A 24,426-nucleotide genomic window follows, 5' to 3' on the forward strand; every position below is an offset into this window, starting at 1 on the left:
TTTACGGCGAGGACTTTTGGCGGCCCTCGGCGCTCAGCGCGCTGCGTAGTCGTGAGTGCCCGCGGCGGTGCGGAGTTGGTGCCGGCCACGCCCGACCGAGCGCAGCGTGCCGTTGAGGAAGCCCTCGAACTCCGCGAGCTTACTGTCGACATAGATGTCGCACTCTCCGCGCAGCCGGTCGGCCTCGGCATGTGCCGAATCGATGAGCCGGGTCGCCTCGCCCGTCGCGGTCTGCACGATCTCGGTCTGCGACACCAGCCGCTGTTGCTCCTTGATGCCCTCCTGCACGGCCTTCTCGTAGGCGAGGTTGCCGCTCTCGATGAGCCGGTCGGCTTCGGACTTGGCCCGGCCGGTGCTGGCCTCGTACTCGCGCTTGGCGGTGGCGGCGATGCGGTTGGCTTCCTCGCGGGCCTCCCCGACCATCCGCTCGCTGTGCTGACGGGCCTCGGCCACCATGCGGTCGGCCTGGGCTTTCGCGTCGGCGAGCAGCCGGTCCGCCTCGGCTCGCGCGTGGTTGAGCAGCGAGTCGGCCTCGGCGGTCGCCGTCGACACCATCGAGTCGGAATGCTCCTTGGCCTCGCGAAGCATTCCGTCGCGGGCATCGAGGACATCCTGGGCGTCGTCGAGCTCACCGGGAATCGCGTCCTTGATGTCGTCGACCAACTCGAGGACATCGCCGCGGGGCACCACGCACCCTGCCGTCATCGGCACGCCGCGGGCTTCTTCCACAATCGCGCTCAGTTCATCGAGCGCCTCGAAAACTCGGTACACGGCAACACCCTCCAGGCGTAGTTGACAGTTACCAGTGTGCCTGGTGTTGCCCGTGTGACTCGGCTTCCCGCCTCGGTGTGTCGCCTCGGACCTCGGTTATCCTCGGCATACACCCGCGGTTTGCTCCGTCGCACCGCTCTCCAAGCCGCAACTGCCTGTTGAATCGCTTCTGCGCATTATGTCAAGCGCGCGGTTGCCGCGACGAGCGGGCGACGGGAAGCCGAGCTACTTCAGCGCTGCACCGATGAGGTCACGGGCCCGGTCGAGCATCGAGGCGAACGGCCCAACCGCGAAGTTGGCCTTGGCCGACTCGACGCCGGCATGCGGATGGGTCGGCGCGATTGCCTCGGCCGCCTGTACCGCCTTGGCCATCCGCCCGAGGTCGTCGCCGTCGAGTTTGCGCTGCAGCTTGTTGAACTCCTCGTGCTCCTCGTGCTCGGCGTGCTCGACCACATCGTCGCGGAACTTCGTCAACTCGTCGACGAACTCCTTGGAGCCGACGTCCATCTTCTCCAGCCGTGAGAGGAACTCCTTCGCCTCGTGCTCCTCTTTGAGGCGGGCGTCGACGATCGACTCTCCGTCGGCCACCTCCTTGCGGGCCCGCGGATGTACCACCATTTCCTCGGCGGTCTCGTGCACGGCGAGCAGCTGACGAAGATCGGCGAACGCCTTCTCGCGGGCTTTCGTCTCCGAGGCGCCGAGCACTTCGTCGAACAGATCCTTGATCAGGTTGTGCTGATCGGTGAGGAACTTCACGACGTCGTCGGTGTTCTGGACGAACGTTTCGACCATGGCAGAAACCTCCGGTGAATTCGGGTGTGGTCAGGGGCGCGAATGGGCTGTGCGCCACCCAACGCCTACCCGGCGGCGACGGAAATCAACCCTGCCGAAGCTTGGCCTGCAGCCGCTTGTTGACCGGGCCGGGTAGCAGGTCGGAGACATCGCCACCCAGCGTCGCGACCTCCTTGGCCAACGACGAGGACACGAACGAATACTGCGGTGTGGTGGCGACGAAGAATGTGTCGACGCCGGCGATGTGCTTGTTCATCTGCGCCATCTGCAGTTCGTATTCGAAGTCGGTGCCAGTGCGCAGGCCCTTGACGATCGCGGTCAGGCCCCGCTTCCTGGCGAAGTCGACGACGAGCCCCTGACCGGACTCGACGCGCAGGTTCGGCAGGTGCTCGGTGGACTCCTCGATCATCGCGATGCGCTCATCGAGGGTGAACATGCCCTTTTTGTTCGGGTTGACCAGCACGGCGATCAGCAATTCGTCGAACTGGGCGGCCGCGCGCTCGAAGATGTCGATGTGACCCAGGGTCACCGGGTCGAAGGAGCCTGGGCATACCGCGCCGCTCATGAGCGATGACGCTATCAGGGCCGTTAGGAGCGCTCCGCGAGTTCAAGGCGGGTGTCGCCGTAGGTGCGCGACGGCCACACGTGCCACCCCGGCGGCCAGTTCAGCGGTGGTCCGCTCGCCGCGCGTTCGACGACGACGACGGTGCCCTCGGTGGTCCATCCGCCGTCGACCAACGCCGCCACGATGCGCGCGACCTCGTCCGCGTCGACGTCATAAGGCGGATCGGCGAAGACCACATCCACCGGTGACGACGCCCCGGCCGAGAGCACCGCGGCCACCGTGCCCCGCCGCACGGTCGCCCGCGACACCCCCAAGGTGGCGATGTTGTCGGCGATGACGCGCGCGGCCCGGGCATCGGATTCCACGAAGACCGCGGACACCGCTCCCCTCGACAACGCCTCGAGGCCCAGGGCTCCTGAGCCGGCGTACAGATCGAGCACCACCGCCCCAGTGAGGTCGATGCGCGCGGCAAGCACGTTGAACAACGCTTCGCGGACCCGGTCGGTGGTGGGCCGGGTTCCCCGCCCAGATCGATGCTGCGGCACGGTGATTCGTCGACCGCCGAAGACCCCGGCGACGATGCGGGTCAGCTGACCACCACCAGAAGATCGCCGCCTTCGACCTGGGCCGTCTCCGACACCGCCACCCTGCTGACCTTGCCGGCCTTGGGCGCGGTGATCGCGGCCTCCATCTTCATCGCCTCGATGGTGGCGATGGTCTGGCCCGCCTCCACCTGGTCGTCCACGGCGACGTTGACGGTCACCACACCCGCGAACGGCGCGGCGACATGGTCGGGGTTGGCGCGGTCGGCCTTCTCCGCGGTCGGGATGTCACTGGCCACGCTGCGGTCACGCACCACCACCGGCCGCAGCTGCCCGTTGAGGATGCACATCACGGTGCGCATGCCGCGCTCGTCGGGATCGGAGATCGCCTCGAGCCCGATCAGCAGCTCGACACCACGTTCCAGCTGGACCCGGTGCTCCTCGCCGTGGCGCAGCCCGTAGAAGAACTGGTTGGCCGACAGGCTCGACGTGTCGCCGTACTGTTCGCGGTGGGCGTCGAGTTCCTTTGTCGGACCGGGAAACAACAACCGGTTCAATGCAGCCTGGCGTTTCGGGCCGGCTTGGGCGAGCACCGCTTCGTCTTCCTCGCTGAGTTCCGGTTGCGGTTTCGCGGGCGCCCGTCCGGCCAGCGCCTTGCTCCGCAGCGGTTCGGGCCACCCGCCGGGCGGCTCGCCGAGCTCGCCGCGCAAAAATCCGATCACCGACTCGGGAATGTCGAATCGCGAAGGGTCCGAGGCGAACTCGTCGGCGCTGATGCCCGCACCGACCAGCGCCAACGCAAGGTCGCCCACCACCTTCGACGAGGGGGTCACCTTCACCAGTCGGCCCAGCACCCGGTCGGCGGCCGCGTAGTTGGCCTCGATCTCCTCGAAGCGGTCACCGAACCCGAGCGCGATGGCCTGCTGGCGAAGATTCGACAGCTGACCGCCGGGAATCTCGTGGTGATACACCCGCCCAGTGGGGAAAGGAGGGCCCGACGCCACAACGTCGAAGGGCGCGTAGACCTTTCGCAGCGCCTCCCAGTAGGGCTCCAGGTCGCACACCGCCTGCAGCGACAACCCGGTGTCGTACTCGGTGTGCGCGGCGGCGGCGACGATCGAGCTGAGCGCGGGCTGACTGGTGGTGCCCGCCAGCGGCGCCGCCGCTCCGTCGACCGCGCTGGCACCCGCCTGCCAGGCAGCCAGATAAGTCGCCAGCTGACCGCCGGGGGTGTCGTGGGTGTGTACGTGCACCGGCAGGTCGAACCGGGTGCGCAGCGCGCTGATCAACTTGTGGGCAGCGGGGGGACGCAGCAGCCCGGCCATGTCCTTGATCGCCAGCACGTGGGCACCGGCTTCGACGATCTGCTCGGCCAGCTTGAGGTAGTAGTCCAGCGTGTAGAGATTCTCGCCGGGGTCGGACAGGTCGCCGGTGTAGCTCATCGCGACTTCGGCCACCGCCGTGCCGGTTTCGCGTACCGCGTCGATGGCGGGCCGCATGGACTCGACGTTGTTGAGCGCGTCGAAGATCCGGTAGATGTCGATGCCGGTGGCGGTCGCCTCGGCGACGAACGCGTCGGTGACCGTCTCCGGGTACGGGGTGTAGCCGACGGTGTTACGGCCCCGCAGCAGCATCTGCAGGCAGATGTTGGGCACCGCCTCGCGCAGCGCGGCCAGCCGTTCCCATGGGTCTTCCTTCAGAAACCGAAGCGCCACATCGTAAGTCGCCCCGCCCCAGCATTCCAGTGACAGCAGCTGCGGTGTCATCCGCGCGACGTAGGGCGCCACCATCAGCAGACCGGTGGTGCGCAGGCGGGTGGCCAGCAGCGACTGGTGCGCATCGCGGAACGTCGTGTCGGTGACACCCAACGGCTTTGAGTCGCGCAGCCAGCGGGCGAACCCGTCGGGCCCGAGTTCGGTCAGCAGCTGCTTGCTGCCGGCCGGCGCTGGGGCATCGAGGTCGATGTCGGGCAGCTTGTCCTGCGGATACACCGACGCCGTGCGCGGGCCGTGCGGCTGGTTCACCGTGACATCGGCCAGGTAGTTGAGGATCTTGGTGCCGCGGTCGGCCGGCGTTCGCGCGGTCAGCAGATACGGGCGTTCGTCGATGAACGACGTGCTGACGCGTCCGGCACGGAAGTCGGCGTCGTTCACCACCGCCTGCAGGAACGGGATGTTCGTCGACACGCCGCGGATGCGGAACTCGGCCAGTGCGCGGCGCGACCGCGCCACCGCCGCACCGAAGTCGCGGCCCCGGCACGTCAGCTTGACCAGCATCGAGTCGAAATGCGCGCTGATCTCCGCACCGAGGTGCGTGCCGCCGTCGAGCCGGATGCCCGCGCCGCCCGGCGTGCGATAGCCGGTGATGCGGCCGGTGTCGGGCCGAAACCCGTTGGCCGGATCCTCGGTGGTGATGCGGCACTGCATAGCAAAACCCCGTGGCGCCGTCATCATGTCCTGACTGAGCCCGAGGCTTTCCAGTGTCTCGCCGTCGGCGATGCGCAACTGCGACGAGACGAGGTCGACGTCGGTGATCTCCTCGGTGACGGTGTGCTCGACCTGGATGCGGGGATTGCACTCGATGAACACGTAGTGACCGCGCTCGTCGAGAAGGAATTCGACGGTGCCCGCGAAGGTGTAGTCGATCTGACGGGCGAAAGTGACCGCGTCAGCGCAGATCCGTTGCCGCAGTTCGTCAGACAGGTTCGGCGCCGGCGCCATCTCGATGACCTTCTGGTGCCGGCGTTGCACGCTGCAGTCGCGTTCGAAGAGGTGCATCACGTTGCCGTGGGTGTCGGCCAGGATCTGCACCTCGATGTGGCGGGGGTTGAGTACCGCCTGCTCGAGATACAGCGTCGGGTCGCCGAACGCCGACTCGGCCTCGCGCGACGCGGCATCGATCGCATCGGGCAACGCATCCGCGTCCGCCACCCGTCGCATTCCGCGGCCGCCTCCACCGGATACGGCCTTGACGAACAACGGGAACTCCAGGCTCGACGCGGCAGCCATGAGCTCATCGGCCGAAGCCGACGGCGCCGACGAGTTCAGCACCGGCAGGCCCGCGGTGCGGGCCGCGTCGATCGCCCGGGATTTGTTGCCGGTCAACTCGAGCACTTTCGCGCTGGGCCCGATGAACGTGATTCCGCTCTCGACACACGCAGCGGCAAGGTCAGGGTTCTCCGACAGGAAGCCGTAGCCCGGATACACCGCGTCGGCGCCGGCATGCTTGGCCACCCGGATGATCTCGTCTACCGAGAGGTACGCCCGGACCGGGTGTCCGGTCTCACCGATCTGATAGGACTCGTCGGCTTTCAGCCGGTGCAGTGAGTTGCGGTCCTCGTGTGCGTACACCGCAACCGTGTCGATCCCCATCTCATAGGCGGCACGGAAGGCCCGGATCGCGATCTCGCCGCGATTGGCGACCAGGACTTTAGAAATCACGGGCGCTCACGCACGTACTGTATCGCCCGGCGAATCGGCGCCCCTAGACCAGCGTGGACCAGTAGCTCCAGAAGCGCACGAGTATCAACAGCACCAGGCCGGTGAACCACAACGTCACCAGCGACCACCGCCAGGTGTGCACCACGCGCGCGACCGCATTCCCCCGTTGGGGCTGCAGTGCGATGGCGGCGACGACGACCAGCAGCGGAATCGTCACCGCCCACACCACCATGCAGTACGGGCACAGCGCGCCGATGCGGTACAGACTCTGGAAGATCAACCAGTGCACGAACGCGGCGCCCAGCAGCGTGCCGGCGGCCAGGCCGGCCCAGTACCAGCGCGGCAACTCGACGCGAGCCAGCGCCAGCACGCCGGTCACCACGACGATCGTGAACGAGACGATGCCGATCAGCGAGTTCGGGAAGCCGAACACCGAGGCCTGCGGCGTGACCATCACCGAACCGCAGGACAGCACCGGGTTGAAACTGCAGGAGGGAACATACTCCGGATCGATCAGCAGCTCGATTTTCTCCACGGTCAACAGGACCGCCGCGACGAGCCCCAGCACACCGGCGATCAAGATCCAGACCGCGCTCGGGCGCCCCACCGGCAGGCCCGTCGGCTCGTCAGCCGCGGGCTCGGTCGGCGAGACGGCGCCGGGCGCGGTGACCGTCACGGCGCCGGCTGCGGTGTCGGATCGGGGTTCGGGGGCGGGGCCCCGGCATCCAGTGCGGGCACTTCGCCGACGATTTTCTCGATCTCGGCGATCAACGCGTCAGGGGTGGACGGCGAGTAGTCCTCGCCGTTGATGCGGATCGTCGGCGTCGAGTTGACGTTGGCGGCTTTGGCAAGGCCCTTGACCATCTTCTCGTAGCGGCCGCTGTTGATGCACTCGGGAACATCGCCGGTCACGCCGGCTTGCCGGGCGATTTCGATGAGCCGGGCGTTGTCGGGGAACGGGCCGACGCCCTCGGGCGGCTGCTGGGCGAACAGCGCGGCATGGAAACGCCGGAAGGCCTCCTTGTCCGCGTCGGCCACGCAGTAGGCCGCGTTGGCCGCGCGTGTCGAGTAGCCCTGCCCCGCCCGGTCGAGGATGGAGACCATGTAGTAGTCGGCGGCGACGGCACCGCTGTCGATGAGCTTGTTGATCGTGGGCCCGAACTGCTTTTCGAAGTTGCCGCACGCGGGGCACAGGAAGTCCTCGTAGAGCGACAGCACGGCCTTGGGCTCGGAGGTGCCCTCCTTGGTGATCACGTTGCTCGACGCCACGTGCACCGCCCTGACTTCACCCTCACCGGGCTTGTCGCCCTTGGTCATCACGATGTACAGCACCAGCGCGACGGCGAAGACCACGACGATGGCGGTCAAGCCGATCTGCACCGCCCGATTGCGGTTGCGATCGGCTGCCTTCAGGTCGTAGCGCGGGGTCTTCTTCGGTTTCGAGGCCACGGGGGTAAGAGTACCGGCGGTGCTGCGACGGCCTGTCAGTCGCGGGCCAGATGAGCCCGCAGCGCGGAGATCACCTCGGCGACCGCGGTGGTGCTGTCGCCGCCGAACGGGAAGAAGTTGGCGAATCCGTGGATCAGGGGGCCGAACTCGCGGTGGTCGACCGGCACGCCCGCCGCCCGCATCGCGTCGGCGTACTGCCTGCCCTCGTCGCGCAGCGGGTCGAACCCGGCGGTGATGATCAATGCAGGGGGCAGACCGGACAAGTCGTCGGCCAGCAGTGGCGACACCTGCGGGTCGTCGGCGGCGACTCCCCCGCTGAGGTACTTGTCTCGAAACCACCCGAGGTCGTCTCTGGTCAGGAAGTACCCGTTTGCGAACAGCGCCTGTGACCGGGTTTCGGCGCTGTAGTCGGTGACCGGATAGAGCAGCAACTGCGCGGCCGGCAGCGGGCCCTCGGCGCGGGCGCGGTGCGCGACGAGCGTCGCCTGGTTACCGCCCGCGCTGTCGCCGCCGACGGCGATGCGGTCCGGGTCGGCGCCCAGTTCGGTGGCGTGGTCGTGCGCCCAGCGGAACGCGGCGTACGCGTCCTCGGTGCCCGCGGGCGCCGGATGCTCGGGTGCCAGGCGATAGTCGACCGAGAGCACGTGCATGCCGCCGCGTCGGCAGATCTCGCGGCACAGGTCGTCGTGGGTGTCGATGCTTCCGATGACCTGGCCGCCGCCATGGAAGAAGACCAGCAGGGGACCCTGGCCCTCGATGGGCCGGTAGTGACGCGCCCGGATGGGTCCGGCAGGTCCTGCGATCATGATGTTGCTTACCGCGGCGACGGGGATGCTCTGCTTGAAGCTGGCGGCCAGTACCTCCAGCTGACCCCGGGCCGCGGCGACGTCGTCGGCATTGACCAGTCCTTCGATGCCGGTGAGCTTCTGGCCGGCGAGCATCAGCGCGAGCGTGGTGTCGAGCGTGTTGCCGTCGATGGTGACCGTGCGGCCGCCGAGCAACACGCGTTTGGCCGCGTGCGGGATGTGCGGAAGTGCGCGCAGGGTGACACCCGCCGCAGCGTTGACGACAGCCTCCCGGCGGTTGGGACTCCAGGAGCTTGCGGCTGGCAGACTTTCAGTCATGGCTTCTCCATCAATCACGTTGAATGACGGTAATTCGATACCTCAGGTCGGACTCGGCGTTTGGCAGACCCCGGCGGAGGACACCGAACGCGCCGCCGCGACCGCACTGGACGCCGGCTACCGGCACATCGACACCGCCGCCGCGTACGGCAACGAACGCGAGGTCGGCGAGGCCGTCAAGAGATCGGGGTTGGCGCGGGAGGACGTCTTCATCACCACGAAACTGTGGAACGCCGACCAGGGCTACGACAGCACGCTGACCGCGTTCGACAAGAGCATGAAGCGTTTGCAGCTCGACTACCTCGACCTCTACCTCATCCACTGGCCCATGCCGGCCAGGGGTGCGTTCGTCGAGACCTTCAAGGCCTTCGCGCATCTGCGCGAGCAGGGCCGCATCCGGTCGATCGGGGTGAGCAACTTCGAACCCGAACACTTGCGGGCGCTGGTCGACGCCACCGGGATCGTGCCCGCCGTCAACCAGATCGAACTGCATCCGCTGCTCCAGCAGGAGGAACTTCGAGAGGCGCACGCGCAGCTGGGCATCGCCACCGAAGCATGGAGCCCGCTCGGACAGGGTTCACTGCTGTCGAACGACACCATCGGCTCGGTGGCCGAGGCGCATGGTAAAACGCCGGCCCAGGTGTTGATTAGGTGGCATATGCAGCTCGGCAATATAGTCATCCCGAAGTCGGTGACCCCCGAGAGAATCGTGAGCAACTTCGACGTGTTCGATTTCGAGCTGAGCGAGCAGGACATGGCGTCCATTTCCTCGCTCGGCGACGGCACTCGGTTGGGTCCCGATCCGCGAACATTCGAGTTCACAGGATAGGTGAGATGACCCAACCGCAGGGCAACGCGGGCGCGATTCCGACCGTCACGCTCAACGACGACCACACGATGCCGGTCCTCGGCCTCGGCGTCGCCGAGCTGTCGGACACCGAGACCGAGCAGGCGGTGCTGGCGGCGTTGGCGGCCGGCTACCGGCTGATCGACACCGCGTCCGCGTACGGCAACGAGGAAGCGGTCGGGCGGGCGATCAAGGCGTCCGGTGTGCCGCGCGAAGAGGTGTTCGTCACCACCAAGCTGGCCACCCCCGACCTCGGCTTCCAGTCGTCCCAGGATGCGCTGAAGGCAAGCCTCGGCCGGCTGGGGCTCGATTATGTCGATCTCTACCTGATCCACTGGCCGGCCGGCGAGCACGGCAAGTACGTCGACAGCTGGGGCGGGCTGATGAAGCGCAAGGAGGTCGGCGACACGAAATCGATCGGGGTCTGCAACTTCCACGCCGAGCATCTGTCGAACATCATCGATCTGTCGTTCTTCACTCCGGCGATCAACCAGATCGAACTGCACCCGCTGCTGAACCAGGCGGAACTGCGCGAAATCAACGCGGGCTACGGAATCGTCACCGAGGCCTACAGTCCATTGGGCGTCGGCCGGTTGCTCGACCACGAGACCGTCACCTCGGTCGCGCAGTCGCACGGCAAGACGCCCGCGCAGGTGCTGATCCGGTGGAGCCTGCAACTCGGCAACGTGGTCGTCCCCCGCTCGTCGTCACCGGAGCGGATCGCCTCGAACCTCGAGGTGTTCGACTTCGAACTCACCGACGATCAGATGGCCGCGCTCAACGGCCTCGACGAGGGCACCAGGTTCCGCCCGGACCCGGAAACCTACACCGGCACCTAGCTTTTCCTGCGCGAGCAGACGAGAAGTGCCCCGAAAACGCCTCGAATAACGGCAATTTGCGGCTGTTCGCGGGAAAGAGTCAGCCGGTCGGGCAGGTCGCCGCGGCTTGGCGCAGCACCGTGGCCGACGGCATGTCGATCGGCAGCGCATATCCGCGCAGCACTTCGATGAACTGCATCGCGTACTGACAGTGGAACGCCGCGTTGGGCGGCATCCAGTCGGCGGGTTCGGAATCGCCTTTGTCCTGGTTGGCCGCGCCGGCCACCGCCAGCAGGTTGGCGGGATCGTTCGCGAAGCGAATACGCAGGCCGTCGGGCCAGTGACGTGCACCCAGATCCCAGGCGAGCGCGAGCGGAACGATGTGATCGATCTGCACCGCGGCGCCTGTCTTCTCACCGCGGGTGAAGGCGACCACGGCGTTGGTGTACGGGTCGTGCAACGTGCCGGTGGCCACCGCGTCGGCGCAGCGTTTGATCGACACGAACGTCTTGTCGTCCAGGTCGCGGTCCAGAATGTCGTTGCGGGTGTCGCAGCCGTTGTGCCCGCCGGGAGCGGAGTTGTCGTCGGTCCAGCTGTCCCCGAAAGCGTCTCTGCGGTAGTCGTATCCGCGGATGCGCATCGGTATGACGGGCAGACCCGCGAGAACGTCGGCACCGGGCGCGACGGTCGGGATGTCGGCGCGCGCGATGAAATGCGTCCGGTCCGCCGCCGATATCACGGCCTGAGCGGCAACGACCACCGCGAGCGTAACGATCGCGGTCAGCCACAGGATGTTCTTGCGGTTCACGTCTTGTCCAGGAACTCGACGCGGTCGGTGTCGACGAACGGTGCGGCCAACGCCGCCATTCCCGGGTTGGCCGGATCCTGCTGGTAGCGCGCCGCGCAGAAGTCGCGGGCGGCCAGGATGATGTCGAGGTGCTCGAGCAGTGACAGGAACCGCAGCGTGATCGCCCGCCCGGACTGGCTCAAGCCCAAGACATCTCCTTCCTTGCGCTCGTGAAGGTCCAGGTCGGCGAGCTTGAAGCCGTCCAACGTCGATGCGACGGCCTTCAACCGGGCACCGGCCTTGGAGCCTTCCGGCAGCTTGGTGACGAGCAGGCACAGGCTGGGATGCTGTCCGCGCCCGATCCGCCCGCGCAGCTGGTGCAGCTGACTGATGCCGAAGCGGTCGGCGTCCATCACCACCATCACGGTCGCATTGGGCACGTCGACGCCGACCTCGATGACGGTGGTGCACACCAGCACGTCGATCTCGCCCGCCCGGAACGCCGCCATCACCGCGTCCTTCTCGTCGGAGGGCAGCCTGCCATGCATGAGTCCGAGCCGAAGCCCTGACAGCGGGCCGCGGCTCAGCCGGTCGAACAGTTCGACGACCGTGATCGGGGGTGGGCCGCCGGTCTGCTTGTCGTCGTCCACCTTGTCGTTCTCGTCGATGCGCGACGCGACCACATACGCCTGCCGGCCGTCGCGGACCTCTTCGGTGACGCGTTGCCAGGCCCGGTCCAGCCAATGCGGGTGCTCCTTGAGGAAGACCGTGTTGGTCGTGATCGGCTGGCGGCCTCTCGGCAGCTCACGCAGCGTCGAGGTCTCCAGGTCGCCGTAGTAGGTGAGCGCGACGGTGCGCGGTATCGGCGTGGCGGTCATCACCAGCAGATGCGGTGTCACATCTTCGGGTGCCTTGGCGCGCAACCGGTCTCGCTGCTCGACACCGAACCGGTGCTGTTCGTCGACGACCACCATCCCGAGGCGGTGGAACTCGACCGCGTCCTGCAACAGCGCGTGCGTGCCGATCACGATGCCCGCCTCACCGCCGGCGACCTCGTCGCGCACCGCACGTTTCTGTTGGGCCGTCATCGATCCGGTCAGCAGTGCAACGCGGGTGGCGCCGTCCACACCGCCGAGTTGTCCTCCCATCCCCAGCGGACCGAGCACGTCGCAGATCGATCGGGCATGTTGGGCCGCAAGGACTTCCGTCGGTGCCAGCAGCGCGCACTGGTAGCCGGCATCGACCATCTGCAGCATCGCGAGCACGGCGACGATCGTCTTACCCGAACCCACTTCGCCCTGCAGCATGCGGTTCATCGGCCGGGTGGACGCCAGCTCCGAAGAGATGACGTCGAGCACTTCGCGTTGGCCGTTGGTCAGTTCGAACGGCAACTGGTTGTGCAGGGTGGCGGCTAGCCCGTCCTCGCGGCGGACCGCAACCGGACCTGATTCGCTGAGCTCGCCGTGGCGTCGATCGGTCAGCGCCCACTGCAGGCCGATGGCTTCGTCATAGGTCAGGCGCGCGATCGCAGCATCGCGTTCGGCGGATTTCTCGGCAGTGTGGACGGCACGCAACGCCCGGTCTTCGGTGATCAGATCATGTTGTCGCAGAAACGTTTCCGGCAGCGGTTCGGGAATCGGGTCCAACACGTCGAGCACCTGGCGTACGCAGGCGTAGATCTCCCAGGTCTGCACCTTTTTGCAGGCCGGGTAGATCGGAAAGAAGTCCCGTTCAAAGGCCGCCAGCAATTCATCGCCGGTCGCGCCGGACGCCTCGGCGATGGCCTTGAGCGACTTCGACCCCTTCACGGCGCCGCTCTCGTGCAGGACCAGGAATGCCGGATGGGTCAGCTGCATGGTGCCCTTGAAGTAGCCGACCTCCCCGGACAACATCACCTTCGCGCCTTCGACCAATTGCTTCTTGAGGTACTTGACGTTGAAGAACGTCGCGGTCACCTTCGGCTTGCGGTGGCCGAGTGTGACGACGAGGTACTCGCGCCGAGGTGCCCGATTCGTCATCTTCAGATCGGCTTTCGCGATGACGTCGACGAACGTGACGTGTACGCCTTCCTCGAGCTCCCCGTCGTCGCTGACGGTCGTCATCTCGTCGCTGTACTTGCGGGGGTAGTGGCGCAGCAGATCGTTCACCGTGCGGATGCCGAAGTGCTCCTCGAGCGGATCGGCCGCCTTTTTGCCGAGCACGTAGTCGAGGCGGTCGGTCAGCGTGGCCACGGCTACTCCACCCCGATCAGCAGCGCGTCGCCGCGGTGGCCGGTGTGATACGTGACCAGCTCGGCGCCGAGGTGCCGCTGATGGACGTGGTCCTGCAGCGCCGCAGCGACGCGCTCGTCGACTTCGGCGCCGGTGAGCACCGTGACCAGCTCGCCACCGGCGGCGAGCAGCAGGTCGATCAGGCCAGCCCCGGCCGCGGCCAGGTCATCACCGACGATCAGCACCTCGTCGCCCGAGATGCCGAGGCCGTCGCCGGGCTTGCACATTCCGGCCCAGGTGAGCGCTTCCTCCGTGGCCACCCGCACCGACCCGTGCCGGGCTCCCGCGGCCGCCCTTGCCATCGTGTATCCGTCATCGACGGCCTGGCGTTCGGCGTCGTGAACCGCAAGCGCCGCCAGGCCTTGCACCATCGAAGCGGCGGGCACCGGCACCACGTCGATGCCCCACCCCATCGCCGCCGTGCACCCGGCGACGAGTTCCTCGGCGGCGACATACCCGTTCGGCAGGATCATCGCCTGTCCGGCATCGGCGTTGACCAGCGCGTGCAGCAGCTGCTTGGCGCTGACCGGCGTGTCGTGCTCGATCCGCAGCACCTGGGCGCCCTCGGCCGCGAACAACTCCTCGGCACCGGCCCCGTCGACGACCGCCAGCACCACCCGGCCGCGCGACCACCCGGCCACCGGCCGCGCACCTGCGGTGCCGGTGAGCGCAGTGACCTGAATGCGGCTGGGAGTGCCCACCGCGAAGGCCGCTTCGACCGCCGCGCCGGCGTCGTCTGCGTGCACGTGTACCGAGTACTGCCCGGTGCCACCCGACGAGGCGGCGATCGCCACGGAGTCGCCCAGCGCATCCAGTTCGTTGCGCAGCTTCTCCACCCCGGCCGCATCACACCCGCCGAGCAGGTACATCACTTCGAACTGCGGGGCGGCGACGGCGTGGCCGGCAGCCGCATCGGTGCGTGGCGGCGCCGGCACGTACTCCGCTCTGCGCGGCGCGTGCCCGGTCAGCGCCTTGCTCATCGCGTCGAGCAGGACCAGCAGGCCCCGCCCCCCTGCGTCCACCACGCCGGCCCGGGCCAGCACCTCGAGTTGACCGGTGGTTTGGTCCAGCGACCGCGCTGCAGCGTCGGCCGCCGTGATCACCACATCGGCGAGTGCAACGCCGTCGGCCACGGCACGCGCGGCGCCGTCGGCCGCGTCCGCGAGCACGGTGACGATGGTGCCCGGCACGGCGTGCCCCATCGACTCGACCGTGAGATCCACGGCGTGGCGCAGCGCAGCTGCGAACAGCGTTCCGTCGACGGTGGATGCTGCTGCGGTGACCTCGGCCAACGCGCGCAGGATCTGGGACAGGATCACGCCGGAATTGCCGCGAGCGCCGTTCAGGGCGCCGCGAGCCAGCGCCGCGGCCACCTCGGCGACGTCTTCGATGTCGGTCAGCGCGTCGGCCTGCGCCCATGCCGACCGCATGGTGAACAGCATGTTCGTTCCGGTGTCGGCGTCCGCCACGGGGAACACGTTGAGCCGGTTGATCTCGTCGGCGTGGGTGATCAGGTCACCGACCGCGGTGTGCGCCCATTCCCGCAGCGTGGAGGCATCGAGCAGTCGAGCCGACATGCTTAACCTCCAACAGAATGTGGCGTCCTCCACGCCCCCGCCGTGCGGGTCAGCCTAGCCACTGGTCCCGACAGTGCCGTCATGAAGCCGTGATGACGTCAGCGCCGGTGGACGAGCTTCTGAGGGCCCGCGCGCAGCATGGGGACAGCGTTTTGGCGATCACCGCGCCGGCCGGTATCCTGGTCAGGTTGTCGGGTCGAGCCGCGCCGGTCGCGGCGCAGCGGCCCGGACCCCCACGTACTGATCGACAGGAGTTGGAGCATATGGCTGCCGTGTGCGATATCTGCGGGAAGGGCCCCGGCTTCGGCAAGTCGGTCTCGCACTCCCATCGCCGGACCAGCCGTCGGTGGAATCCCAACATCCAGACCGTGCGCGCCGTGACCCGCCCCGGCGGCAACAAGCAGCGGATGAACGTGTGCACGTCGTGCATCAAGGCCGGCAAGGTCGCGCGCGGCTGAGGCCGCCACAGTGCTCGCACAGCGCGGTTTAGCCTCCGCAGGGTCGGGTTAGACCTGATCCATGACCTCACGCGCAGCTGCAAAACCCACTCTGACCGTCCTGGCGTCCGGCTTGGCGGTGGCGTCTCTGTTGGCCGCCTGCGGTGGCGATGACTCCTCCGGCGAGGAGACGACAACCACCACGACGACCACCACGACTTCGCCGACGACCACTGTGACCGTCGAGACGGAAACCGTGGTGCCGCCCGCGACCACCAGCCCGTACCCGGAGCCGCCGGCCACCACCACCGAAGGCGACGGCACAATCGAGATCCCCGTGCCCGACATCCCGTCGCCGCCGGCGATCCCCTCTCCCCCGCCGATTCCGTCGCCGCCGCCGATCCCCGGCGTCGGATAGCACGGGACTTTTAGGGCAGGCGCCAGTCGACCGGCTCGGCGCCCAACTTCTCGAGCAGTTCGTTGGCCCGGCTGAATGGCCGTGAGCCGAAGAAGCCGCGCGTCGCCGACAGCGGCGACGGGTGCGGCGACTCGATCGCGACGCAGTCGGCGCCGTCGAGCATCGGTTTCAACGTCGAGGCGTCGCGGCCCCACAGCACCGCCACCAACGGCTGTTTGCGCGCCACCAGTGCGCGGATGGCGCACTCGGTCACGGCTTCCCAGCCCTTACCCCGATGCGACGCCGGACTGCCCGGCCGGACGGTGAGCACCCTGTTCAGCAGCATCACCCCGCGCTCGGCCCACGGTGTCAGGTCACCGGTGGTCGGAGCCGGATATTCCAGGTCACTGGTGTACTCCCGAAAGATGTTCTCCAGACTGCGCGGCAGCGGTCGCACGTCGGGCGCCACCGAGAAGCTGAGGCCGACAGCATGACCGGGCGTCGGGTAAGGGTCCTGGCCGACGATCAGGACCCGCACGTCGTCCATCGGGAAGGTGAACGCGCGCAACACGTTTCGACCTGCCGGCAGATACCCGTTGCCCGCGGCGAGTTCGGCGCGCAGGAACTCCCCCATCTGCGCGACCTGGGCGGTCACCGGCTCCAGCGCCCTGGCCCAGCCCTCGTCGACGAGCTCGTGCAGCGGCCGCGCGGTCATGTGAGTCCCTGGATCAGCGTCACGACTGGCCACCCTAACTAGTGGAAGGACTGCCAGCCCGGATTGCCCTTCCACACCGCGCCGTCGACGAGCACCCGATGCGGGCCGTCGTGCACCCGCCCGATCACCCGCCACCCGGAAGGCGGCGCATCGGGGAAGGTCGCGACCAGCGCGTGGTCCTCTCCGCCACCGAGGATCCACTCCCACGGATCGGTCGCGAGCTCATCGGCAGCATCGGCGAGCACGTCCCGGTCAGCGGACAACGCGGCCGTCGACAGGTCGATCCCGACGCCGGACGCCTCGGCGATGTGGCCGAGGTCGGCCAGCAACCCGTCGGACACATCGGTCATCGCGGTGGCGCCCCCGTCGGCGGCGCTGCGGCCCTGTCCGTACGGGGGCTCCGGGGCGACGTGACGCCGACGCAGATCGTCGAACCGCTCAATGCCGTTGCGCCACAACTGAAACCCTGCGGCAGAACGACCGACGTCACCGGCCAGCGCCACGACGTCGCCTGACTTCGCCCCGCTGCGGCGCACCGGCTCACGGCCGTCCAGGTCACCGAGTACCGTCACCGAGATCACCCATTGCGGCGCGCTGACCAGGTCGCCGCCGGCGATACCCGCGCCGATCGATCCCGCCTCCTGCCACATGCCGTCGGCCAGCTCCAGCACCTGCGTCGCCGGCGTGTCCGGGGGCGCGCCGAACGCGACGACGAACGCGCTCGCACGCGCTCCCATCGCCTCGATGTCGGCGGCGTTCTGCGCGATCGACTTGCGTCCCACCTCGTGCGGCGTAGACCAGTCCAGCCGAAAGTGGCGGCCGGCCACCAGCATGTCGGTGGACACCACCGTCCTCCCGTCTCGGGCGAACAACACCGCCGCGTCATCGCCGGGCCCCAACGCGACGACGCCCGGCTGATGGCGACCCGCGACCAACCGCTGGATCACCGCGAACTCACCCACCTGCGCCAGGGTTTCAGCCGCATCGTCGGTCGCCATGTTCACCTCCTGTCGCGGCCGCACCGTGGCCTGGAGTCTATGCATCTTTAGAGTTGAGCCGTGGACTCCGACAGCGGTGACGGCCCGCCGCGGGCGCTGCTGATCGCGGCGACCGTGGTGGCGGTCGCGGCGGTGGTGACGATCCTGGTGGTGGCGGTGCTGCGGCAGGAACCGGCGCAGCAGCAACCCGTTCCGGTGGCCGCGGTGCCCGCACCGCAGGCCTCCACCGCCGAATGCTCCGCACTGGCAGCCGCATTGCCTGAGAAACTCGGCGACGCCTCCCGCGCGGAACTGGCCGACCCCGCACCGCCCGGCGCAGCGGCGTGGCGCGCCGACAGCGCAGGTGAGCCGATCATCCTGCGCTGCGGGCTGGACCGACCCGCCGAGTTCGTCGCGGGGGCGCCGCTGCAGGTCGTGGACGACGTGCAGTGGTTTCGGGTCGGTGAGGCGGGCGCCGAAGATCTGAGCACCGAGCAGCAACGCAGCACGTGGTACGCCGTCGACCGCGGCGTGTACGTGGCGTTGACCCTTCCGCAGGGTTCGGGCCCGACGGCGATCCAGCAGCTTTCCGCGGTCATCGCAAAGACGTTGCCAGCCAAGCCCGTTGATCCGGCACCGGTGCGTTGATTCAGCGCAGGCCGGTACCGCGCTTGAGCGCGGTGTCCACCATGGTGGCCAACAGGGTCGGATAGTCCACGCCGCTGGCCGCCCACATCCGCGGATACATCGAAATCGTGGTGAACCCCGGCATGGTGTTGACTTCGTTGATCACCGGCCCGTCCTCGGTGAGGAAGAAGTCGACGCGGGCCAGGCCCTGACAGTCGATCGCGTCGAAAGCCGCAATCGCCAACCGGCGCACCGCGTCCGCGACGTCGTCATCGACCTTGGCGGGCACGTCCAGTTCGGCGGCGTCCTCGAGATATTTCGTCGCGAAGTCGTAGAACCCGTCCTCGCGCCCGCGCACGCCGGCGACGCGGATCTCGCCGACCGTGCTCGCCTCCACCCGGCCGTCGGGGAACTCGAGCACTCCGCATTCCAGTTCCCGGCCCGGCACCGCGGCTTCGACGATCACCTTCGGGTCGTGGCGGCGGGCCGCCTCGATGGCCGGCGGCAGCTGATCCCATGCCGTGACCCGGCTGACACCGATCGACGATCCGCCGCGCGCGGGCTTGACGAAAACGGGCAGGCCCAGGCGCTCGCGTGCGTCCAGGCTCAGTGTGTCCCGGCCGGGCCGCAGCACCTCCTGGTCTCCGATCGGCAACCCCGCGGCGGCCAGCAGCTTCTTGGTGAACTCCTTGTCCATGGCCGCCGCACTGGCCAATACACCGGCCCCGACATACGGCACGCCGGCGAGCTCGAGCAGACCCTGGATGGTGCCGTCCTCGCCGTACGGGCCGTGCAGCACGGGGAACACCACGTCGACCGCGGCCAGCAGCTCACCGGCGCCCCGACCGAGCGACAGCAACTGTCCACGCCGCCGCGGATCGGCGGCCAACGCCAGCTCGGTGCCCGACGCGGCGGTCACCTCCGGCAACCGGCCATCGTTAATCGCGAGGGTGTCCGGTTCGGCGTTGGTCAGTACCCACGCCCCGTCGGGAGTGATGCCGACCGCGACGACGTCGAACCGCGCCGGATCCAGGTTGCGCAGGATGCTGCCTGCGGATACGCAGGAAATCGCGTGTTCGGAGCTGCGTCCGCCGTAGACGACGGCGACCCGGACGCGCCCCGAGCTCCGGCCCGATGGCACCGGCCGGGCGGTTCCGGGGTCATGGCGGGCAGTCACAAGCTAGAGACGCTACCGTCCGGCCCGGCCACAAGTCGTCCCGGTTTCGGGCGAGCCGCGGTTTCAGCCCAGTGCCTGCTCGATGTCGGCGATCAGGTCGTCGGTGTCCTCGATTCCGAGCGAGATGCGCGCGAAACCGTCACTGACCTCGTCGCCCCAGCGGGCGCGGCGGTCTACCGACGTGTGGATACCGCCGAAACTCGTCGACGCGATCAGCAGCCCGCTGCGCTCGACGAGGGCGTGCACTGCGTCGGCGTCGGCGAGCTCGACTGCGATCAGGCCGCCGAACCTCTTCATCTGCGCACACGCGATGCGATGCGACGGATCGTCGGGCAGGCCGGGATAGCGCACCGCCCGCACCGCGGGATGGGCGTTCAGCGTCACGGCGAGCGCCGCCGCGTTGTGGCACTGGCGTTCGAATCGAAGCCCCGCGGTGCCCAGACTGCGCAACAGCAGCCACGCCTCGAACGCGCCGAGGATGGCGCCCGACAGCAGCCGTTCCCGCGCCACCGCGGTAATCAGCTCGGCGTGGCTGCTCGCGACATAACCGGCCAGCAGATCGCTGTGGCCCGACAGCGCCTTGGTCGCGCTGGCCACGACGACGTCGGCGCCCAGCGAAAGCGGCTGCTGGCCCAGCGGAGTGGCGGTGGTGTTGTCGACGACGAGGATGGCGCCGCGGCGGCGGCACTGCATCGCCAACTGGTGCAGGTCCACCACGTCCAACCCTGGATTGGCCGGGCTCTCGGCGAGTACCACGTCTGCCTCCGCCGAGGCGGCACCCATGTCGCGGGTGGCGGCCGGAATCACGGTCACACCGTGCGCGGCAAGGTATTCCGAAGCGTAGCGGCGTACCTGGTAATAACCGTCGGCGGGCACGACCAGTGTGCTGTCCGGCTTGGCCAGCACCCGTAAGACCGACGAGATGGCAGCCATCCCGGATCCGAATGCCAACGCCGAGGCGGCCCCCTCGAGTTGGGCGAGCGCCGACTCCAGTTGGCGCCATGTCGGATTCGAACTGCGACCGTAGGCGTCCAGCGGGTCGTCCTGCTGCGACGACAGATGGAAGGCGGCCGCGGGAACCGGCGACGGCCCGACCGGCTGCCCTGGAACCGCTTCTGAGGCAATCGCTTTGACGCTGCGAGTGGAATCTCCGTACTGACCGTCCACCGGTTACTCCGGTTTGGTGGTGCGTCCGAGCAACAACGCGACGGCCTCGTCGACCGACAACCCCTTGTGACACACGCGGAAAACAGCGTCGGTGAGCGGCATCTCGACGTCATAGCTGTTGGCCAGCGCCAGCACCGACTCACACGATGCGACACCTTCGGCGACATGACCGCCGGTGGCGAGCATCGCCGACTCCATCGTCCCGCCCCGGCCGAGTCGCTCGCCGAAGCTGCGGTTGCGGGAATGCGCCGATGTGCATGTGGCGATCAAATCGCCGACCCCGGCCAGCCCGGCAAGGGTCGCGGGCTTGGCGCCCAATGCGATTCCGAGCCGCATGATTTCGGCCAACCCACGGGTGATGATGGCGGCCGCGGTGTTCTCCCCCAACCCCACGCCCGCCGCCATGCCGCTCGCCAGCGCGATGACGTTCTTGCATGCGCCGCCCACCTCGGCTCCGATGACGTCGGCGTTGGTGTAGGGCCGGAAGTACGGCGTCGACAGCGCCCTCTGCAGGGCGACCGCGCGCCCGGAGTCGCTGCAGGCGACAACGGTTGCCGCCGGCTGTTCCTCGACGATCTCGCTGGCGAGGTTCGGACCGGTCACCACGGCGACCCGCGCCGGGTCGGCACCGGTGACCTGGACGATGACCTGGCTCATCCTCATCAGGGTGTCGAGTTCGATGCCCTTGGCGACGCTGACCATGGTGACGTCGTCGCCGATCAGACCCGCCCACCGCTCGAGGTTGCCCCGCAACGTCTGGGCGGGCACCGCGAGCAGCACCGTGCAGGCGCCATCCAGCGCTTCGGCCGCGTCGCTGGTGGCCCTGATGGTCTTCGGCAGGTCGATATCCCCGAGATAGGACGAGTTGCGATGGGTGTCGTTGATCTCGTCGGCCAACTCCGGACGCCGGGCCCAGAGCCTCACCTCGGTGCCCGCATCGGCAAGGACCTTGGCCAGTGCGCTACCCCACGCACCGGCGCCCAACACCGCTGCCTCGACCACGCCTCAGCCTAACCCGGGTCGGCGTGCTGGCAGGATGACGGACATGAGCGGGTCACCGGAAGGCGACATCGGGTTGGTGATCGCGGTGAAACGACTCGCCGCCGCCAAGACCAGGCTGGCTCCGGTCTTTCCAGCACCCATCCGCGAGAAGGTGGTGCTGGCGATGCTGATCGACACGATCACGGCCGCCTCGGCGGTCCCGGCGGTGCACGCGATCACCGTTGTCACGCCCGACGACACCGCTGCCGAGGCCGCCGGCCGACTCGGAGCGGGGGTGCTCATCGACCCGACGCCCAAGGGCCATCCCGACCCGCTCAACAACGCGATCGCCGCCGCCGAAGCCGAGGTCCGCCGCAAAACCTCCAATGTCGTTGTGCTGCAAGGTGACTTGCCCGCGCTGCAGCCACACGAGCTGGCCGGGGCCGTGGCAGCCGCTCGTGAACACCGGCGCAGCTTTGTCGGCGACCGGCACGGCACCGGCACATCGGCCCTCTTCTCGTTCAGCGTCGCCCTGAACCCGCAGTTCGGCACGGACTCCTCCCAGCGCCATCGCCGTTCCGGCGCCATCGAGTTGACCGGCGCGTGGCCGGGTCTGCGCTGTGACATCGACACACCCGACGACCTGCTGGTCGCGCGCCGTCTCGGAGTCGGTGCGGCGACGTCGGCGGCCATCGGCGCGGCAGGGTGAGCGGATACGCCTGCGGTAGCACGATCACCGATGTATAGGGAATCATCGCAGGTATGACGGAAGCCGAGACCCAGGTTCGTGACAGCGAAAACGAGTCGGTGTCCGTGGCCGTCCGGCCCGTCACGCCGGGCTCGGCTGATTCGGCGCCCGAGGCGCCGCCCGCGGCCACCTCGCCTGCGATCGAGAACGCGCTTCCCGAAGACCGCTATCTCAACCGTGAACTGAGTTGGCTGGATTTCAACGCCCGGGTGTTGGCGCTCGCCGCCGACCCGTCGTTGCCGCTGCTGGAGCGGGCGAAGTTCCTTGCGATCTTCGCGTCGAATCTCGACGAGTTCTACATGGTCCGAGTCGCGGGGTTGAAGCGGCGCGATGAGATGGGGCTGTCGGTGCGCTCCGCCGACGGACTCTCGCCGCGCGAGCAGTTACGTCGTATCAACGAACGCACCCAGCACCTCGCGGATCGGCACGCGCACGTGTTCCTGGACTCGGTACGTCCCGCGCTGGCCGACGAGGGCATCGTGATCGTCACGTGGGCCGAACTCGACGAACCTGAACGCACGCGACTGTCCACCTACTTCCACGAGCAGGTGTTCCCAGTGCTGACTCCGCTCGCGGTGGATCCGGCGCATCCGTTTCCGTTCGTCAGTGGGCTGAGCCTGAACCTGGCGATCACCGTCAAGCATCCCGACGACGGCGGTCAGCACTTCGCCCGGATCAAGGTCCCCGACAACGTCGACCGCTTCGTCGAACTGTCGCCCCGCGAAGGCGATTCGCGGATCGTGCGGTTCCTGCCGATGGAGGAGTTCATCGCGGCGTTCCTGCCCGTTCTTTTCCCCGGCCTGGAGATCGTCGAGCACCATGCGTTCCGCATCACGCGCAATGCGGATTTCGAGGTGGAAGAGGACCGCGACGAAGACCTGCTGCAGGCGCTCGAACGCGAGTTGGCTCGCCGCCGGTTCGGTTCTCCCGTCCGGTTGGAAGTCTCCGACGACATGACCGAGAGCATGCTCGAGTTGCTGCTGCGCGAACTCGATGTCGCGCCGGGCGACGTCATCGAGGTCCCCGGCCTACTCGACCTGTCCTCGCTGTGGCAGATCTACGATCTCGATCGACCGGCGCTCAAGGACCGGCCGTTCGTGCCCGCCACCCCGCCGGCGTTCGGCGAACGCGAGACGCCGAAGAGCATCTTCTCCACGCTGCGCGACGGGGATGTGCTCGTTCACCACCCGTACGACTCCTTCTCCACCACGGTGCAACGGTTCATCGAGCAGGCCGCCGCCGACCCGAACGTGTTGGCGATCAAGCAGACGCTCTACCGCACCTCGGGTGACTCGCCAATCGTCAACGCGCTCATCGACGCTGCCGCAGCGGGTAAGCAGGTCGTCGCGCTCGTCGAGATCAAAGCCCGGTTCGACGAGCAGGCCAACATCAAGTGGGCCCGTGCGCTGGAGCGCGCGGGTGTGCACGTGGTGTACGGGCTCATCGGCCTCAAGACCCACTGCAAGACGTGTCTGGTGGTCCGCCGGGAGGGCTCGTTGATCCGCCGCTACTGCCATATCGGTACCGGCAACTACAACCCGAAAACCGCACGGTTGTACGAAGACATCGGTCTGCTGACGGCAGCGCCCGACATCGGCGCGGACCTCACTGATCTGTTCAACTCGCTGACGGGTTACTCGCGCAAGGATTCCTACCGCAACCTGCTGGTGGCCCCACAGGGTGTCCGCAGGGGCATCATCGAACGTATCGAACGTGAGATCGCCGCCACCCGCGACGGCGCAGACGGGCGGATCAGGCTGAAGGCCAACGCATTGGTGGACGAGCAGGTCATCGACGCGCTCTACCGCGCCTCGCAGGCCGGCGTGCGAGTCGAGGTCGTGGTGCGAGGCATCTGCGCGCTGCGCCCGCAGGCGGCGGGTTACTCCGACAACATTGTGGTCCGCTCGATTCTCGGCCGGTTCCTCGAACACTCACGGATCATTCACTTCCGCGCCATCGACGAGTTCTGGATCGGCAGCGCCGACATGATGCATCGTAATCTCGACCGACGGGTCGAGGTGATGGCCGAAGTGAAGGATCCGAGGCTGAAAACACAACTGCACGATATTTTCGAGTCGGCGATGGACCCGGCGACCCGGTGTTGGGAGCTGGGCATGGACGGTAAGTGGACGGCGTCACCGCAGGAGGGCCGGACGGTTCGCGACCACCAGCTGTCGTTGATGCAACGCCACCGGCAACCGTGACCGCTATCATCCAT

At 67.9% G+C, this 24,426-nt stretch carries 23 protein-coding genes; 7 read left to right on the top strand and 16 right to left on the bottom strand.

Going from position 1 to position 24,426, the window contains the following annotated elements; translation table 11 throughout:
- Nucleotides 1–33: 33 nt before the first annotated feature.
- From sepIVA to G6N18_RS08065, 8 genes are all read right to left on the bottom strand, one after another.
- A complete protein-coding gene (gene sepIVA / locus G6N18_RS08030; RefSeq protein ID WP_082999792.1) occupies nucleotides 34–771 on the bottom strand; it encodes a cell division protein SepIVA in 738 nt (245 codons plus the stop codon).
- A gap of 225 nt (nucleotides 772–996) precedes the next feature.
- Nucleotides 997–1,563 carry a hemerythrin domain-containing protein gene (locus G6N18_RS08035; protein WP_067225095.1) on the bottom strand — a complete coding sequence of 189 codons (567 nt, stop codon included), beginning with the start codon at nucleotides 1,561–1,563 and terminating at the stop codon, nucleotides 997–999.
- 85 nt (nucleotides 1,564–1,648) lie between these two features.
- On the bottom strand, nucleotides 1,649–2,128 hold the full coding sequence (gene coaD / locus G6N18_RS08040; protein ID WP_067225096.1) for a pantetheine-phosphate adenylyltransferase: 480 nt from the start codon (nucleotides 2,126–2,128) through the stop codon (nucleotides 1,649–1,651).
- Nucleotides 2,129–2,151: 23 nt separating this feature from the next.
- Nucleotides 2,152–2,718, bottom strand: coding sequence for a 16S rRNA (guanine(966)-N(2))-methyltransferase RsmD (rsmD, locus tag G6N18_RS08045; protein WP_067225097.1), 567 nt, complete (start codon nucleotides 2,716–2,718; stop codon nucleotides 2,152–2,154).
- Nucleotides 2,715–6,110 (bottom strand): pyruvate carboxylase, encoded by a 3,396-nt coding sequence (locus tag G6N18_RS08050; RefSeq protein ID WP_082999791.1) that lies wholly within the window; start codon nucleotides 6,108–6,110, stop codon nucleotides 2,715–2,717. Before G6N18_RS08050 ends, rsmD begins: the two co-directional genes overlap by 4 nt.
- 43 nt (nucleotides 6,111–6,153) lie before the next feature.
- On the bottom strand, nucleotides 6,154–6,786 hold the full coding sequence (locus G6N18_RS08055; RefSeq protein ID WP_082999790.1) for a vitamin K epoxide reductase family protein: 633 nt from the start codon (nucleotides 6,784–6,786) through the stop codon (nucleotides 6,154–6,156).
- Nucleotides 6,783–7,559 (bottom strand): DsbA family protein, encoded by a 777-nt coding sequence (locus G6N18_RS08060; protein ID WP_067225100.1) that lies wholly within the window; start codon nucleotides 7,557–7,559, stop codon nucleotides 6,783–6,785. The genes G6N18_RS08055 and G6N18_RS08060 overlap by 4 nt, the downstream gene beginning before the upstream one ends.
- A gap of 35 nt (nucleotides 7,560–7,594) precedes the next feature.
- Entirely contained in the window at nucleotides 7,595–8,683 is a 1,089-nt protein-coding gene (locus G6N18_RS08065; RefSeq protein ID WP_082999789.1) for an alpha/beta hydrolase, read from the bottom strand.
- Between G6N18_RS08065 and G6N18_RS08070 the strand changes: the two genes are divergently transcribed.
- Both G6N18_RS08070 and G6N18_RS08075 read left to right on the top strand, forming a co-directional pair.
- Nucleotides 8,682–9,512, top strand: coding sequence for an aldo/keto reductase (locus tag G6N18_RS08070; protein WP_082999788.1), 831 nt, complete (start codon nucleotides 8,682–8,684; stop codon nucleotides 9,510–9,512). The two genes, G6N18_RS08065 and G6N18_RS08070, sit on opposite strands and share 2 nt — an antisense overlap.
- Before the next feature lie 5 nt (nucleotides 9,513–9,517).
- Complete coding sequence (locus tag G6N18_RS08075; protein WP_067225103.1) at nucleotides 9,518–10,369, top strand: aldo/keto reductase; 852 nt, start codon at nucleotides 9,518–9,520, stop codon at nucleotides 10,367–10,369.
- 79 nt (nucleotides 10,370–10,448) lie between these two features.
- Here G6N18_RS08075 and G6N18_RS08080 read toward each other — a convergent pair whose 3' ends face one another.
- The 3 genes from G6N18_RS08080 to G6N18_RS08090 are packed head-to-tail and all read right to left on the bottom strand — an operon-like array spanning nucleotide 10,449 to nucleotide 14,982.
- Nucleotides 10,449–11,156, bottom strand: coding sequence for an HNH endonuclease family protein (locus G6N18_RS08080; protein ID WP_082999787.1), 708 nt, complete (start codon nucleotides 11,154–11,156; stop codon nucleotides 10,449–10,451).
- Complete coding sequence (gene recG / locus G6N18_RS08085) at nucleotides 11,153–13,366, bottom strand: ATP-dependent DNA helicase RecG (protein ID WP_082999786.1); 2,214 nt, start codon at nucleotides 13,364–13,366, stop codon at nucleotides 11,153–11,155. Before recG ends, G6N18_RS08080 begins: the two co-directional genes overlap by 4 nt.
- Nucleotides 13,367–13,368: 2 nt before the next feature.
- Nucleotides 13,369–14,982: a fatty acid kinase ATP-binding subunit FakA gene (locus tag G6N18_RS08090; protein WP_067225106.1), complete on the bottom strand. Its 1,614-nt coding sequence runs from the start codon at nucleotides 14,980–14,982 to the stop codon at nucleotides 13,369–13,371.
- A 263-nt stretch (nucleotides 14,983–15,245) separates the two neighbouring features.
- On the opposite strand from G6N18_RS08090, the gene rpmB reads away from it, so the two are divergent.
- On the top strand, nucleotides 15,246–15,440 hold the full coding sequence (gene rpmB / locus G6N18_RS08095; RefSeq protein ID WP_059164376.1) for a 50S ribosomal protein L28: 195 nt from the start codon (nucleotides 15,246–15,248) through the stop codon (nucleotides 15,438–15,440).
- Between the two features lie 61 nt (nucleotides 15,441–15,501).
- Nucleotides 15,502–15,837: a hypothetical protein gene (locus G6N18_RS08100; protein WP_131805752.1), complete on the top strand. Its 336-nt coding sequence runs from the start codon at nucleotides 15,502–15,504 to the stop codon at nucleotides 15,835–15,837.
- Nucleotides 15,838–15,847: 10 nt separating this feature from the next.
- Here the strand turns inward: G6N18_RS08100 and G6N18_RS08105 are convergent, their stop codons facing one another.
- Together G6N18_RS08105 and G6N18_RS08110 are read right to left on the bottom strand one after the other, a co-directional pair.
- Nucleotides 15,848–16,531, bottom strand: a complete 684-nt coding sequence (locus G6N18_RS08105) for a uracil-DNA glycosylase (protein ID WP_067225108.1) — start codon at nucleotides 16,529–16,531, stop codon at nucleotides 15,848–15,850.
- Between the two features lie 38 nt (nucleotides 16,532–16,569).
- Entirely contained in the window at nucleotides 16,570–17,529 is a 960-nt protein-coding gene (locus G6N18_RS08110; RefSeq protein ID WP_082999996.1) for a thiamine-phosphate kinase, read from the bottom strand.
- Between the two features lie 60 nt (nucleotides 17,530–17,589).
- Between G6N18_RS08110 and G6N18_RS08115 the strand changes: the two genes are divergently transcribed.
- Nucleotides 17,590–18,156 carry a DUF3515 domain-containing protein gene (locus G6N18_RS08115; protein ID WP_067225109.1) on the top strand — a complete coding sequence of 189 codons (567 nt, stop codon included), beginning with the start codon at nucleotides 17,590–17,592 and terminating at the stop codon, nucleotides 18,154–18,156.
- A gap of 1 nt (nucleotide 18,157) precedes the next feature.
- Here the strand turns inward: G6N18_RS08115 and G6N18_RS08120 are convergent, their stop codons facing one another.
- The 3 genes from G6N18_RS08120 to G6N18_RS08130 form a co-directional block, all read right to left on the bottom strand.
- The gene (locus tag G6N18_RS08120) at nucleotides 18,158–19,276 is read right to left on the bottom strand and encodes a D-alanine--D-alanine ligase family protein (protein ID WP_082999785.1); all 1,119 of its coding nucleotides are present in this window, start codon (nucleotides 19,274–19,276) and stop codon (nucleotides 18,158–18,160) included.
- Between the two features lie 99 nt (nucleotides 19,277–19,375).
- On the bottom strand, nucleotides 19,376–20,479 hold the full coding sequence (locus G6N18_RS08125) for a cystathionine gamma-lyase (RefSeq protein WP_082999784.1): 1,104 nt from the start codon (nucleotides 20,477–20,479) through the stop codon (nucleotides 19,376–19,378).
- Nucleotides 20,480–20,482: 3 nt separating this feature from the next.
- On the bottom strand, nucleotides 20,483–21,481 hold the full coding sequence (locus G6N18_RS08130) for an NAD(P)H-dependent glycerol-3-phosphate dehydrogenase (RefSeq protein ID WP_082999783.1): 999 nt from the start codon (nucleotides 21,479–21,481) through the stop codon (nucleotides 20,483–20,485).
- Nucleotides 21,482–21,524: 43 nt separating this feature from the next.
- On the opposite strand from G6N18_RS08130, the gene cofC reads away from it, so the two are divergent.
- Nucleotides 21,525–22,169: a 2-phospho-L-lactate guanylyltransferase gene (gene cofC / locus G6N18_RS08135; protein ID WP_067225113.1), complete on the top strand. Its 645-nt coding sequence runs from the start codon at nucleotides 21,525–21,527 to the stop codon at nucleotides 22,167–22,169.
- 53 nt (nucleotides 22,170–22,222) lie between these two features.
- Nucleotides 22,223–24,412: an RNA degradosome polyphosphate kinase gene (locus tag G6N18_RS08140; protein WP_082999782.1), complete on the top strand. Its 2,190-nt coding sequence runs from the start codon at nucleotides 22,223–22,225 to the stop codon at nucleotides 24,410–24,412.
- Nucleotides 24,413–24,426 lie beyond the last annotated feature (14 nt).

Source organism: Mycolicibacterium celeriflavum (assembly GCF_010731795.1).
GTDB classification, from domain to species: Bacteria; Actinomycetota; Actinomycetes; order Mycobacteriales; family Mycobacteriaceae; genus Mycobacterium; species Mycobacterium celeriflavum.